The organism is Halorubrum zhoui (genome assembly GCF_051194155.1).
In the GTDB taxonomy this organism is placed as follows: Archaea; Halobacteriota; Halobacteria; order Halobacteriales; family Haloferacaceae; genus Halorubrum.
Genome location: NZ_JBLZNJ010000001.1, coordinates 124,577 through 137,943 on the forward strand (window position 1 = coordinate 124,577; position 13,367 = coordinate 137,943).

11 protein-coding genes and 1 tRNA gene are annotated in these 13,367 nt (G+C 66.3%); 8 read left to right on the top strand and 4 right to left on the bottom strand.

Annotation, left to right across the window (positions count from 1 at the left end):
• Positions 1-23: 23 nt before the first annotated feature.
• Positions 24-392 carry a VOC family protein gene (locus tag ACNTAO_RS00605; protein WP_435159983.1) on the bottom strand — a complete coding sequence of 123 codons (369 nt, stop codon included), beginning with the start codon at positions 390-392 and terminating at the stop codon, positions 24-26.
• Between the two features lie 112 nt (positions 393-504).
• Between ACNTAO_RS00605 and ACNTAO_RS00610 the strand changes: the two genes are divergently transcribed.
• Entirely contained in the window at positions 505-3,603 is a 3,099-nt protein-coding gene (locus tag ACNTAO_RS00610; RefSeq protein WP_435159984.1) for an FAD-binding and (Fe-S)-binding domain-containing protein, read from the top strand.
• 419 nt (positions 3,604-4,022) lie between these two features.
• Here ACNTAO_RS00610 and ACNTAO_RS00615 read toward each other — a convergent pair.
• Positions 4,023-4,096: transfer RNA gene (locus ACNTAO_RS00615), tRNA-Tyr, on the bottom strand.
• Between the two features lie 118 nt (positions 4,097-4,214).
• Between ACNTAO_RS00615 and ACNTAO_RS00620 the strand changes: the two genes are divergently transcribed.
• Both ACNTAO_RS00620 and ACNTAO_RS00625 read left to right on the top strand, forming a co-directional pair.
• A complete protein-coding gene (locus tag ACNTAO_RS00620; RefSeq protein ID WP_435159985.1) occupies positions 4,215-5,054 on the top strand; it encodes a hypothetical protein in 840 nt (279 codons plus the stop codon).
• A gap of 116 nt (positions 5,055-5,170) precedes the next feature.
• A complete protein-coding gene (locus ACNTAO_RS00625) occupies positions 5,171-7,936 on the top strand; it encodes an ATP-dependent helicase (protein ID WP_435160217.1) in 2,766 nt (921 codons plus the stop codon).
• A gap of 34 nt (positions 7,937-7,970) precedes the next feature.
• Here the strand turns inward: ACNTAO_RS00625 and ACNTAO_RS00630 are convergent, their stop codons facing one another.
• A complete protein-coding gene (locus ACNTAO_RS00630) occupies positions 7,971-8,945 on the bottom strand; it encodes a formyltetrahydrofolate deformylase (protein WP_435159986.1) in 975 nt (324 codons plus the stop codon).
• A gap of 207 nt (positions 8,946-9,152) precedes the next feature.
• On the opposite strand from ACNTAO_RS00630, the gene purS reads away from it, so the two are divergent.
• Entirely contained in the window at positions 9,153-9,404 is a 252-nt protein-coding gene (gene purS / locus ACNTAO_RS00635; protein WP_435159987.1) for a phosphoribosylformylglycinamidine synthase subunit PurS, read from the top strand.
• Entirely contained in the window at positions 9,401-10,087 is a 687-nt protein-coding gene (gene purQ, locus ACNTAO_RS00640) for a phosphoribosylformylglycinamidine synthase I (protein ID WP_435159988.1), read from the top strand. Before purS ends, purQ begins: the two co-directional genes overlap by 4 nt.
• Before the next feature lie 24 nt (positions 10,088-10,111).
• Here purQ and ACNTAO_RS00645 read toward each other — a convergent pair whose 3' ends face one another.
• Positions 10,112-10,591: a hypothetical protein gene (locus ACNTAO_RS00645; RefSeq protein WP_435159989.1), complete on the bottom strand. Its 480-nt coding sequence runs from the start codon at positions 10,589-10,591 to the stop codon at positions 10,112-10,114.
• A gap of 283 nt (positions 10,592-10,874) precedes the next feature.
• Here ACNTAO_RS00645 and ACNTAO_RS00650 point away from each other — a divergent pair, with 283 nt between their 5' ends.
• The 3 genes from ACNTAO_RS00650 (at position 10,875) to ACNTAO_RS00660 (ending at position 13,329) form a co-directional block, all read left to right on the top strand.
• Positions 10,875-11,150 carry a hypothetical protein gene (locus tag ACNTAO_RS00650; protein WP_435159990.1) on the top strand — a complete coding sequence of 92 codons (276 nt, stop codon included), beginning with the start codon at positions 10,875-10,877 and terminating at the stop codon, positions 11,148-11,150.
• A 1-nt stretch (position 11,151) separates the two neighbouring features.
• On the top strand, positions 11,152-12,849 hold the full coding sequence (locus ACNTAO_RS00655; RefSeq protein WP_435159991.1) for a histidine kinase N-terminal 7TM domain-containing protein: 1,698 nt from the start codon (positions 11,152-11,154) through the stop codon (positions 12,847-12,849).
• A gap of 87 nt (positions 12,850-12,936) precedes the next feature.
• A complete protein-coding gene (locus tag ACNTAO_RS00660) occupies positions 12,937-13,329 on the top strand; it encodes a VOC family protein (protein WP_435159992.1) in 393 nt (130 codons plus the stop codon).
• Positions 13,330-13,367 lie beyond the last annotated feature (38 nt).

Genomic DNA, 13,367 nt, shown 5'->3' on the forward strand with positions numbered 1-13,367 from the left:
GCGAGGACCGATGCGGTACACGCTCACAACGGCTCGATGAGCTCGACCGCGTGCCCGTCCGGGTCCTTCACGAACGCGGTGCGTGCTCCGGCGGCCGGCTGGTCGGCCGGCGGCTTCACGACGCCGTGGTGGTCGATCGACTCGAACGTCGCGTCGACGTCTGCGACGCCGACGGCGACGTGATCGTATCGGTCGCCGTTCGCGCGCGGCTCCTCGCCGTCCGTGTCCGAGAGCTGGAACTCGACGCCGGCGTCGCCGGAGACGTACACGTTCCGCGTGTTGCCGTCGGGGGTGGTAAACTCCCACGAGCGCTCGAAGCCGAGCTGTTCGACGTACCAGTCGGCGGTGCGATCGGCGTCGGCCACGTTGAGACACGTGTGGAGAATCTCCATGACCCCGGAGTCTCGCCGCGACGAGATAAATCCCCATGCGCGGTCGAATCGTAGCCAGCGCGAGACTATCATGAACAAAGGTTTTATTCTGACGTCGCTCCCCGGTAGTAGCATGGCAAGCGAGCCTGCACACGGGAGTGATGCGCCCGCCACCGACACCTCGGCGGCCGCACTCGGTCACGAACGACCGGACGTGCCCGCGTATCGGGCGCTCGCGAGTGACCTCCGCGAGCGCGTCGACGGCGAGGTGCAGTTCGACGAGTACGCACAGGTGTTGTACGCCACCGACGGGAGCATCTATCAGGCGCGGCCGGCCGGCGTCGTGAGCCCGTGCTCAGTCGCGGACGTACAGGCGGTGATGCGCGTCGCCGCCGACCACGGCGTCCCGGTCATCCCGCGAGGAGCGGGCTCTTCGCTGGCCGGTCAGAGCGTCGGACCCGGCTGTATCGTCCTCGACTTCTCGACGCACATGGACGACATCGTCGACGTGCGATCGGACGAGCGCCGGGCGGTCGTCCAGCCGGGCGTCGTCCAAGACCACCTCGACGACCGGCTCGCCGAAGAGGGGCTGAAGTTCGCGCCCGACCCCGCCTCCTCGGCGCGGGCGACCGTCGTCGGCGGCATCGGCAACAACTCGACCGGCGCGCACTCGGTGCGGTACGGGATCACCGACGCGTACACCGAGGAGCTGAAAGTGGTGCTCGCGGACGGGTCGCTCGTCCACACCCGCGAGGTCGTCCTCGACTCGCCGGAGTACGAGGAGATCGTCGCGAAAGACGACCGCGAGGCCGCGCTGTACGAGACGACCCGCGCGCTCGTCACGGCGAACGAAGCCGAGATCGACGAGAAGTACCCGAATCTCAAACGCTCCGTCTCCGGATACAACCTCCACAAGGTCATCTACGAGAACGACGCCGGCGAGGCGGTGATCAACCTCTCGAAGCTATTCGTCGGCGCAGAGGGGACGCTCGGGACGATCGTCGAGGCCGAGGTGTCGCTCGTCACCCGCCCCGAGGAGACCGCGCTCGCGCTTTACACCTTCGACTCGCTGGTCGACGCGATGAAGGCGGTGCCCGAGGCGCTGGAGTTCCCGGTGAGCGCGGTCGAACTGATGGACGACGAGGTGTTCTCGCTCGCGGCCGGCTCACAGGAGTTCGCGCAGTACGCCGAGCCGATCCCGGACCGCGCGGCCGCCGCGCTCATGCTGGAGTGGGACGACGAACTCGTCGACGACTTCGAGGCGGCCGTCGCCGACACGACCGTCCACTTCGTCGAGGAGGGCGACGCGTTCGACGTGTTAGAGGCGTACACGGACGACGCACAACACGACCTCTGGAAGCTTCGGAAGGCGGCCATCCCCCTCCTCATGAGCATGCAGGGCGACCCGAAACCGTACCCGTTCATCGAGGACGCGACGGTGCCGCCGGAGGAGCTCGCCGAGTACGTCGGGGAGTTCGAGGAGGTGCTCGAAGCGCATGGCACCTCGGCCGCCTACTTCGCACACGCCGGGTCCGGAACCTTACACATCCGCCCGATCCTCTCGCTGAAAGCCGAGGAGGGCGTCGAGACGATGCACGCCATCTCGGAGGACGTCACCGACCTCGTCGTAGAACACCACGGGGCCTTCTCGGGCGAACACGGCGACGGCCTCGCACGCACCGAGTTCAACCCGAAAATGTACGGCGAGTCGCTCTGGAGCGCGTTCCAAGAGCTCAAGTCGACGTTCGACCCCGAGTGGCGGATGAACCCCGGAAAGGTGGTGTACGTCGACGGCGATACCGCCGCCGAGCGGGGGTACCCAGACACCGCCGCCGACACAGACATGCGCGAGAACCTCCGGTACGGGCCGACGTACCAGTCTATTGAGCCGCAGACGACCCTCGACTTCTCCGAGGAGGGCGGCTTCTCACACCTCGTCGAGCTGTGTAACGGCTGTGGCACCTGCCGGGAGACCGACTCGGGCGTGATGTGTCCGACCTACCGCGCCTCCGAAGAGGAGATCCAGTCGACTCGCGGCCGCGCGAACATGCTCCGGGCGGCCATCAGCGGAGAACTCGACGACGACGAGCTCCACTCCGACCGGTTCCAAGAGGAGGTCCTTGGACTCTGTGTCGGCTGTAAGGGGTGTAAAAGCGACTGTCCGACCGGCGTCGACCTCGCGAAGCTGAAAGCCGAAGTCAAACACGAACATCACGAGACGGCGGGGTCGAACCTCCGCGAACGGATCTTCCGCGACATCGATCGGGTTTCGGCGCTCGGGAGCGCGCTCGCGCCGGTCTCGAACGTGGCGGCGAGAGTCCCTGGTGCCCGTGCGGTGATGGACGCGGTGGCCGGCATCGCCCCGGACCGCGAACTGCCGACCTTCCGCGCGGAGAGCTTCGAGGAGTGGTTCGCATCCCGCGGCGGGTCGCGCGTCGCCCCAGAGGCGGCGGTCGACACGGTCGTGTTGTTCCCCGACACCTACACCAACTACAGCTATCCGGCCGCCGGCAAGGCCGCCGTCGCGGTGTTGGAGGCGGCTGACGTCCGCGTGGAGGTGCCAGAAGACCTCGCGCCATCGGGCCGAGCGGCGTTCTCGACCGGCTTCCTCGACGAGGCCCGCGAGCGCGCCGCGGCGAACGTCGCGGCGCTCGCGCCCCGCGTTCACGAGGGGCAGTCCGTCGTCTTCGTTGAGCCCTCCGACGCCGTGATGTTCCAGGACGAGTACCGCGACGTACTCGACGGTGACGACGTGGCCGCGGTGTCTGCCGCCGCCTTCGGCGTCTTGGAGTACCTCGACGCCAAACGGGTCGACGAGCGACTGGCGTTCGACGCACCCGCAGAGTCGCTCGCGTACCACGGCCACTGCAATCAGAAGGCGACGAACAAAGACCACCACGCCGTCGGCGTGCTCCGTCGCGCCGGCTACGCGGTGGACCCCCTCGACACTTCGTGTTGCGGAATGGCGGGGTCGTTCGGCTACGAATCAGAGCACTACGACCTCTCGAAGGCGATCGGTCGCATCCTCTTCGACCAGGTCGACGAAAGCGACGGCGAGACGGTGACTGCGCCGGGGGCGTCGTGTCGCTCCCAGCTTGGAGACCGTGACGGCGCCGAGAATCCGCCGCACCCGATCGAGAAGGTCGCCGAGGCGGTGACCGGCCCGGCAACAGACGCGGCGGTCGACGCGAGTGCGATCGGAGCGACGACTTCGTCGCCGGCCGACGACTGAGCCGGCAGTAGCGATCAACTCACTCTTCGGGTCGGGTGAAGTCCGCTTCGCGAGTCCCTCCGGAGCCGACCGGTCGGCCGCGGCTGGGATAGACTGCTGTACGTGACTGACACGGGTGGGACACGACTCAGATTCGAATGACTGGCCGTCGCCGGTTCGTTCGGCTGTACGCGAACGCACGACGGCGGTCACCCGAGTTTGGTGCCCTGTTTAATCAAAACGGGGCGAGATAGAATCGCCCGACAACGCGGTCCGTCTCGGCTCTGGTTCGACAGGTACCGAACATCCGCCCTCCCCGATTTGAACTCGCCGAGACAGTCCGGGCGTGCGGCTCGCTGCGCTCGCCGTTCCGGGCTGTGGCTCGGCTGCTCAAATCGAGTCAGTTGGATTGTGACTGCTCACTGTGTTCACAGCAAACATCCGCCCTCCCCGATTTGAACGGGGGGCAAGCCGATCTACAGTCGGCTGCTCTACCAGGCTGAGCTAAGGGCGGTCACTTCTACGTAGCCGATGGACGCATCTTAAGCGTTCTCTTTTGAGAGCGGGCTGGCGATTTCACGGCGCCTAGCGGGCAACCATCCCTTAAGTCGGTCGCGCCGAGAGCGGTTGCCATGAGCGACGAGCGCCCCGACAGACAGGCCACCTTCGGACGCGACGGCAGCCTCGAGACCGAGACGACACCGGCGGCCGTCGGCGAGAACGACTTCGGCGAGGAGAAGGACGCGAACGAGACCGACGGCGGGTACAGCCGCTATGCCGTCTCCAGTCTCCTCCAGAAGGCGGTCCGCCGCTCCGACGAGGAGACCGCCGCCTGGGCCGCCTGGGAGCTGGCGCGGTCAGGGTACGCTTGGAACCTCTGGGACCGCCTCCACCTCTACGTCGTCGAGGACCTTCGCGCGGGCGACGAGGTCGCCCTGCTCGTGGAGCGCTACGAGACGCTCGCCACGGAGCGATTCGAACCGAGCGAGTGGCGCGGCCGACTGTGTGCGATCCACGCCGCCCTCGCGGCCGCCCGTGCCCGGTCGACCCGCGAGGCGGCAAACGCGGACGCGTACTTCTCCGCGCTCGCAGCCGACCGGGCCGAGGCGGCCGACCGTGGCGAGGAACCAGCTCACGAGAGTCCTGGCGCGGAACTCGAACCCGGCGGCACCTTCGACGTCGCCCTCGACGGGCACACCGGTGAGGGCGCCCGACTCGACCGTGGCACGCGCTTTTTCAAGACGCGCGGAGCGCGCGTCGGCCCGACCGGTGAGGACGACCAGAGCGCCAGGTGGCAGCGAATCGCCATGGAACTCGACGACGACGTGGCGTACACTCCGGAGGAGCTCGCCCACGCCGTGACGCCGGTGGACCCCGACGACCCATGGAAGGAGCCAGCATCGATCGACACGGACGATCGGTCACGCGGCCGTGGTGAGGACTCGGAGTCGCTCTCTGCGTTCACCGAGTGAGCTCGAGCGGGCGAGGTGGATCGGCTCACGTCTCTGAGTTCGATCGGGCGTACACAACGGCTTTGCAGCCGGCCCTCCTGTGATCGCCCGTGACCGACCGAACGGACGCCGAGGCGATGGCACGTGACCTCCTCGTCTCGGCCGACGCCGACTGGGCGTTCGATCCGGAGACCGTTCAGATCGACGACGCCGACGTCTTAGCGGAGCTCTCACCGCCGGTTCGCCGGTGGTGGGTCGACGCCTTCGGGGCGTACCTACAAGAGAACGGCGGGTTCTTCACGCCGCCACAGCGCGAGGCGATCCCCCACATCGACGCCGACCGACACTGTCTCGTCGCCTCGCCGACCGGGAGCGGCAAGACCCTCGCGGCGTTCACGGCCGTCCTCGACGACCTCTTCGCCCGCGAGCGCCAGGGCGACCTCGAGAACGCAGTGTACTGTCTGTACGTCTCACCGCTGAAGTCGCTCGCGAACGACATCGCACGCAATCTCGAGGCACCGCTCGAAGGGATCGCAGCGCGGATCGCCGACCGGACCGGCGAGGAGCCGACCGTTCGTCAGGCGATCCGTCACGGCGATACGAGCGACGCCGACCGCGCCGCGATGCTGGAGGAGGTACCACACGTGCTCAACACGACCCCTGAGACGCTCGCGATCCTGTTGAACGCCCCGAAGTTCCGTGAGAAGCTCCGCACCGTGGAGTACGTGGTCGTCGACGAGATCCACGCGCTCGCGGCGAACAAACGCGGGACCCACCTCTCGGTGTCGCTCGAGCGGCTCACCGACCTCGCAGACGCCACCCCGACGCGTATCGGATGCTCGGCCACCGTCGAGCCGCTCGAGACGATCGCCGACTTCCTCGTCGGCCGCGAGCGCGTCGTGGGCACGGTGGGTGACGTCGACGGGCTCGCCGTTCGTCCCCGGGAGATCGTGGACACCCGGTTCGTTCGAGAGTTCGACCTCCAGCTTCGGACGCCGGCAGCGGACCTCATAACGACACCCCGCTCGGTCGTCACCGACCGGTTCTACGACGCGCTTCACGAGCTCATCTCGACGCACACGAACACGCTTGTGTTCACGAACTCTCGGTCGGGCGCAGAGCGCGTGCTACAGGGACTCAGAGAGCGGTTCGGCTACGACGAATCGAACTCGGGCTGTCACCACGGCAGCCTCGGCGAGCGCCAGCGGGTTCGCATCGAGGAAGGGCTCAAATCCGGCGACCTCGACGTCGTCACCACCTCGACGAGCCTGGAGCTCGGCATCGACATGCCCCACCTCGACCTCGTCGTCCAGGTCGGGTCGCCGAAGTCGGTCGCGGCGCTGTTACAGCGGGTCGGTCGCGCCGGCCACAGTCCGGGAGAGACCGTCGAGGGGCGCGTGTTCGCGCTCGACCGCGACGAACTCCTCGAGTGTGCGGCGACCCTGGCACGCGCGGAGGCGGGGTTCGTCGACCGCGTGTTCGTCCCCGAGAACGCCGCCGACGTCGCCGCCCAACACGTGTACGGGATGGCGATCGCACGGATGCGTCCCGACCGCGAGGTCCGCGAGGTGCTCCGACGCGCGTGGCCGTACCGCGAGTTCGGCACCGACGCGTACGAGTCGTTGCTGCGCTACCTCACCGCCGACTACGATGGACTCACCGACAAGAACGTCTACCCGAAGGTGTGGCGCGACGAGAACGACCCGCCTCGTGGCGAGCATCACCACGAGTCGTTCCCGGTTGGGGAGACGCTGGTCGGCAAACGCGGCCGGCTCGCGCGGGTCATCTACATGACGAACATCGGTACGATCCCCGACTCGTTCAGCTGTGACGTCTACACCCGCGACGACGAGTGGGTCGGCACGCTCGACGAGACGTACCTCGATACGATCGAGTCAGGTGATGTCTTCACGCTGGGTGGCGAGCGGTTCGCGTTCCGGTATCGACGCGGCTCGAAGGTGTACGTCGACCGCACCACGGAGCGCGCGACCGTCCCGAGCTGGTACGCAGAGCGGCTGCCCCTCTCTGTGGACCTCGCTCGCGAGGTGCTCGGCGTCCGTGAGCGTCTCCTCGACCGCTTGGCGGACGGTGGACCACCGGCCGCTCGCGAGTGGCTCCGATCGCTCCCACTCGACGAGAACGCGGTGCGGGCGATCGCACGAATTTACGACGAACAAGTCACCTACGTCGGAGTCGATGGCGTCTCGACGACGAACCGAATCGTCGTCGAAGAGGTGCTCGACCGTAGCGCGTACAAGCGTCGATTCTACGTCCACACGCTGTACGGTCGACGAGTCAACGACGGTCTCTCCAGACTCGTCGCGGCCGCCTGCGCCGATCGCACCGACGCGAACGTGGCGGTCGCGGTCGCAGACGTCGGCTTCAGCCTCTCGCTGCCGTTGAACCGAAAGGTCGACGTCCCAGGCGTTCTGGCCGACCTCGACCCGTCGACGGTTCGAAGCGATCTCCGGGCGGCTATTCAGGGGACCGACCTCCTGAAACGCGGCTTTCGCGTGAACGCCGAGCGGGCGCTCATGATACTGAAGCGGTACAAGGGGTACGAGAAGTCCGCCGCCCAACAACAGGTGTCAGCAGAGATGCTGCTCTCGTTTGCGGCCGAGCTCGAAGACTTCGCTCCGATAGAGGAGACGTACCGACAGCTGCTCGAAGACGACCTCGCGGTCGACGAGATACGCGCCGTGCTCGAGGGCGTCGCCGACGGCTCGACCGACGTGGCCCATCACGTGGTCGACTCGCCCAGTCCGCTCTCGTTCGGACTCGCGACGCTCGCCGACTCGGACGTCGTACTCGCCGACGACGAGTCGGCCGTCTTACAGGAGTTTCACGATCGCGTCGTGGCGGCTATCGAGGCGGACCGAGAGACGAGCGACCACGACGACTGACGACGGTGACGACGTCAGGCCGTCGAACCCGACCCTACTCGGAGGTGGCGATGGACGACCGCGACAACGGCTCGCCGTCGACCGGCTCGTCCGGGTTCGCCGCGATCGCCGCCGGCGAGAGCCCGAGATCGGCGTCGGCGTCGACCTCGTCGCGGACGTGGACTGTGCCGCGGTGGACCACGATCGCGTCGGCCAGGTGGAGCCGGACGGCCGTCAACAGCACTTCGGCCTCGAGCGGCTGTCCGCGGCGTTTTATGCCTTCGACGTCGGCACCGTCGGGAACGTCGAACGCGCGCTGGGCGATGACGGGCCCTTGGTCGAGGTCCGTCGTCACGTAGTGCGCGGTGACGCCGGCGATGCGGACCCCAGCGTCTTTCGCCTGGCGGTACGCCTCTGCGCCCGGAAACGCCGGCAGCAGCGACGGGTGGACGTTGATGATCCGACCCTCGTATCGGAAGACGACCTCCGGTGAGAGGATGCGCATGTACCGGGCCAACGCGATCAGATCCACGTCGTACTCCGCCAGGAGGTCGAGCAGTCGCGACTCGTCCGTGCTTCCGCTCCCGTCGCCCACGTCGTAGAACGGCTTGTCGTACCGTGCCGCGAGCGACCGGAGATCGCCGCGATTGCCGATGACGACCGGGATCTCTGCGTCGCCGTCGGCGGCGAGGTCCCCGTTCGCCTCGGCCTCGAGCAGTGCCTCGGGCGCGTGCGTCTCCTTCGTGACGAGCAGTGCGACCCGGCTCGCATCACGGTCGCTCGGGAACCGGACCTGGATGTCGACGTCGAGTTCCCGCGCGAGCTCGGCGAGCGCCCGACGGAGTTCACCACGGGACGTCGTCATCTCGGCCGTGTCGACCTGCGTTGTCATGCGGAAGACGCCGTCGCGGACCGCCTGGTCGAGCCCCTCGATGTTGATTCCGCGTTCGAACAGCAGCGAGGTGACTCGCGCGATGAGTCCGGTCTCGTCTCCCCCGATGACCGTAATCTCGGTCAGCTCGCGGGTCACGCACCGATCACCTCCGCAGGTTCGAACGTCTGCATACGGCCGTACGCAAGCTCCGGAGGGGTTTGCCCCTTTCGTTCCGGTTCGTCTATGTGTCGCCACGACACTCGACACAGACCCACACGCACGGCTACCCGAGTAGTATCCACGAACGTGATCAAACACGCAGTTCCAAAACGGTTTTTACGCACGACCCCGCACGCTCGAACGATGACCGAATTCACCGCGACCGTGACCGTCCGGCTGAAGCGGGGGGTGCTCGACCCGGAGGCCGAGACGACGAAGCAGGCGCTCGAGCGGCTCGGGTTCGAGCTCGACGCGCTGCGCGTCGCCGACCGGTTCGAACTCGATCTTGAGGCGACAGACGCCGGGGCCGCCGAGTCGCGGGCCGACGAGATGGCCGAGCGACTGCTCGCGAACCCGACGATCCACGACTACGAGGTCGCGGTCGCGGAGCGATGACGGTCGCCGTCGTGCAGTTCGGGGGATCGAACTGTGACCGCGACGCCGTCCGCGCGCTCGAGCACCTCGGCATCGACGCCGAGCGCCGATGGCACGGGGACGGACTCCCGGCGGACCGAAGCGACCTCGACGGGATCGTGCTCCCTGGCGGCTTCTCGTACGGCGACTACCTCAGGGCGGGCGCGATGGCGGCTCGCGCGCCGGTCCTCGAGTCCGTTCGGTCGGCGGCCGCCGACGGCGTCCCCGTCCTCGGCGTCTGTAACGGCGCACAGGTGGGCTGTGAGTCCGGACTCACCCCTGGCGCGTTCACCACCAACGCCTCCGCGCGGTTTCAGTGCGAGCCGGTCCACCTCCGCGTCGAACGCGCGGACACCCCGTGGACCGCCGCCTACGAGCCGGGTGACGTGCTATCGATCCCGATCGCACACGGCGAGGGTCGCTTCGAGATGGACGACGACGCGTACGACGACCTCGTCGCCGACGATCGGGTGCTCTTCCGCTACTGCGACGCCGACGGGGCCGTCACCGACGCGGCGAACCCGAACGGGTCGACCGGTAACGTGGCCGGCGTGCTCGGCGAGCGCGAGACGGTGGCCGTCCTGATGCCGCACCCGGAGCGAGCGACGCTTCCCGACGTCGCGAGGAGTACCGACGGCGCCGGGATCCTCGAGGCGTTCGCGTAGACGGGACACCCGGGCGGAACAAGTTCACTCGCGTTCGGCCGCCTCCTCGCTGGAGCGCCCGCGGGTCGTTTCCGCCGATCCGCACCGCTCATACCCCTCGTCGGCCCCGCCAAGTTCGCGCTCGAGTGCCGATTCGAGCGCTGCCTCGGTGAGATCACCTCGTGTGTACGCCGACCGGATCGCTTCGATCCTGTCCGTTTTGATGTCGGGTGAGTCACCCGATGCGCGATCCGGTCGGTCCGTGTGCCACCGCCGCCGACCGACGTACCCGAACGCGACCGCCGCACCGACGAGTGCGAGCGCCGCGGGCCAAACCGTCGGTGTCGTGCTCACCGGCCCACCACCCATGCCGCCGTGCCCGCCCATGCCGCCGTGCCCGCCCATCGCCGGCTCCATGGTGCTGGTCGCCGGCACGCCGACGAGGATCAACGACCCGAGTCCGACGAGGAGTGCGACGATACCCGCTGCCGCGACGACCACGTCCCGTCGTTCGAGTGCCTCCATACCTGAACGGTGGGCTCGTCATGGCATATATACTGATCGACGACGCTACGCCTACTACAGGGTGAGGCCGACGAACCGTTTCCACTGTGTGGCCCACGACCGGCCGGTGTGGGAAGCCGCTGACGACTCGCTGACCGTCGCATGCTGAGGTTTCAACCGCTTCGAGACGCGCGTGCGGTGCGGACACAGGGATCGTCGAGAATCGCCGAAACGTGGGGTGTCTGTGCGCGTCGCAGTATCAACCGCTGGTCGATTTTCGTGAAAGCTATATGTACATTTAAACATGATCTATACTATCATACACAATTCTTCTCTCGACACCGTTCGACAGCTGATCAACGGCGCCATAGAGAAGGAGAACGATGCTGCGATCAACTACAGGCTGCGCACCGCCAGCCAGCTCGTGGACGCGATCGAACATCACGAAGAGAGGCTGTCAGAAACGCTCGAAAATGCCAGCTTCGACGACGATATAGAAGCCGATCTGCACAACATGGGTACATTGAGTGATACGGTCACCACCACACTTATTCAACCACTCGTGTTCTCCGTAGCGTAGCATGAGTATACCCCCGTTCGACGTGATTTTATTCGGGGTTCCCGCTCTCATATCTGCCGGTGTTGCGTCGTCTGCGTGGCGACATCGGGCAGACCCCGGGGGCATGTCGCTCGTTCTCCACGGGCTCGGGTCAGCAGTCTGGATACTCAGTTATGGAGCGGGTACCCGACTTGACGACCAGCTGATCGTGTCGGGTATGCTGGGTGTTTCGTGGCTCAGCGCGGTCATCGTGGCCTTCTCCGGTATGTACGTCGCCGCAGAGTACACGGAACGAATGTGGCTCAAACGGCCAGTGGGGCTGGGTATCGCCGGTGGATACGTCTGTCTGGAGGCACTGCTCATTGCGTTCAATCCCGCTGACCTGTTTTATACCCGTACGCCGACGGTCGTTCAAGGCGGGCCGCCGGTGTACGAGTTTGGCGTCTGGTGGACGGTTCATCTCATCGTGACGTTCGCCGCGGCCGCTGCTATGCTAGGGATGTTCCTCGAGGCCTATTCGGCCCAACGCGGCGGATATCGCCGACAGGCCCGTGCGATAGTCGCTGGCATCGTCGTTAGTTACGTGACGCTCATCGTCGAAGTGGCCGGACTCGAACCGTATCCCGACCTGTTGTACAATGCGACGATGGCTGGGAGTACGGTCCTTTCTGTGACGTTCCTCTGGGCGCTGTTTTACGCTGACTTCCTGAAGGTGACTCCCATTGCACACCGGACGCTATTGGCGGATATCGAGGACGCAGCGATCGTTCTCGACCATCGAGACCGTCTCGTATACGCCAACCAAGCTGTCAAAGACGTGTTCGGCGTCGATCCGAAGGATACGGGTACGTCGGCAGACGACCTCTTCGACTCGATCGCGGGTGAACGTCCCGATCGGGTCAGGGATATGGCCGGCAGCGAAGTAACGGTCGCGACCACACCTGACGGCGAGAGACGATGTTTTTCGGTGTCGGTGTCGGCGGTCGGTGACGACGAGAGGGGCCGCGCGTTCGTGTTCCACGAGATCACGGCGCAAAAACAGCACGAACGACTGGTCGAACGACAACGGGATAACCTCGAGACACTCAATCAGGTGTTGAGACACGACATCCGCAACGATCTGCAGTTGATCACGGCGTACACCGACTTTCTCGACGACGAGTGTGAAACAGCAGACAGCCAACGGTACGTCGACACGATCAGTGAGAGCGCCGACCACGCCGTCGAACTCACACAGACGGCGCGGGAGCTGTCTGCGGTTATGCTCTCGACGGGTGTCGAGGAGCAGCGAGTTGCGCTTCGAACGATGCTGATAAACGAAGTCACCGACGTGCGAGCCTCATATCCCGACGCGACGTTCGAGTTCGGGACAGAGATACCGTCGATCACCCTCACAGCAACCGAGATGATCTCCTCGGTGTTTCGGAACCTGTTGAAGAACGCCGTTCAACACAACGACAAGGACGCGGCCGAAGTGACCGTCTCGGCGACCGATCGGGAGGGTGCAGTAACCGTCACCGTCGCCGACAACGGTCCTGGCGTCCCCGACGACCAGAAAGAAACGATCTTCGGGAAAGGAGAGCGGGGACTGGACAGTTCTGGCTCCGGGATCGGACTCCACCTCGTCAACACGCTCGTCGACGTACACGACGGCGACGTGTGGGTCGAGGACAACGACCCCGTGGGAGCGAGGTTCGTCGTCGAACTGCCGACCACGTAGGTGGTTCGGCGTGACCGCTCCGTACTCGTGTACCCGCGAATCGGCGAGAGCCGACGCTTTTTCTCCGGTCACAGCGAACGATCTCGTGTGAACGCACGCCACCTCGACCACCTCACGCTTCGGATTCCAGACGACGGCGAAGATGCGGCACGGGCGTTCTACGGTGAGACGCTCGGCTTCCCGATCGAAGACGCGTCGTACCGCGCCGGCGAGACCCCGTTCTTCGACGTCCGGCTCTCGCCGACCGCGGTCGTCCACCTGCGGCCGACCGCGGCGTTCGATCCGCCGAGCGACGCGAGCTACGACCACCTCTGTGTCGTCGTCGAGGAGTCGCTCGAGGCGATCGAACGCGAACTCGAGCGTGCCGATGCCGACGTCGAGCGCACGCTAGATGCGCCAGTGGGGGCGACCGGTCGCGCAGGAGCCGTCTACGTTCGTGACCCGTTCGGGTACCGAGTCGAGCTGAAGACCCTCGCGTGAACAGGGTCACACCTAGTGCGGCGTTCCAACGACGTGGC

Coding starts and splice junctions, on each gene's coding strand:
- ACNTAO_RS00605 (WP_435159983.1), bottom strand. CDS start 392: ATGGAGATTCTCCACACGTGTCTCAACGTGGCCGACGCCGATCGCACC.
- ACNTAO_RS00610 (WP_435159984.1), top strand. CDS start 505: ATGGCAAGCGAGCCTGCACACGGGAGTGATGCGCCCGCCACCGACACC.
- ACNTAO_RS00620 (WP_435159985.1), top strand. CDS start 4,215: ATGAGCGACGAGCGCCCCGACAGACAGGCCACCTTCGGACGCGACGGC.
- ACNTAO_RS00625 (WP_435160217.1), top strand. CDS start 5,171: ATGGCACGTGACCTCCTCGTCTCGGCCGACGCCGACTGGGCGTTCGAT.
- purS (WP_435159987.1), top strand. CDS start 9,153: ATGACCGAATTCACCGCGACCGTGACCGTCCGGCTGAAGCGGGGGGTG.
- purQ (WP_435159988.1), top strand. CDS start 9,401: ATGACGGTCGCCGTCGTGCAGTTCGGGGGATCGAACTGTGACCGCGAC.
- ACNTAO_RS00645 (WP_435159989.1), bottom strand. CDS start 10,591: ATGGAGGCACTCGAACGACGGGACGTGGTCGTCGCGGCAGCGGGTATC.
- ACNTAO_RS00650 (WP_435159990.1), top strand. CDS start 10,875: ATGATCTATACTATCATACACAATTCTTCTCTCGACACCGTTCGACAG.
- ACNTAO_RS00655 (WP_435159991.1), top strand. CDS start 11,152: ATGAGTATACCCCCGTTCGACGTGATTTTATTCGGGGTTCCCGCTCTC.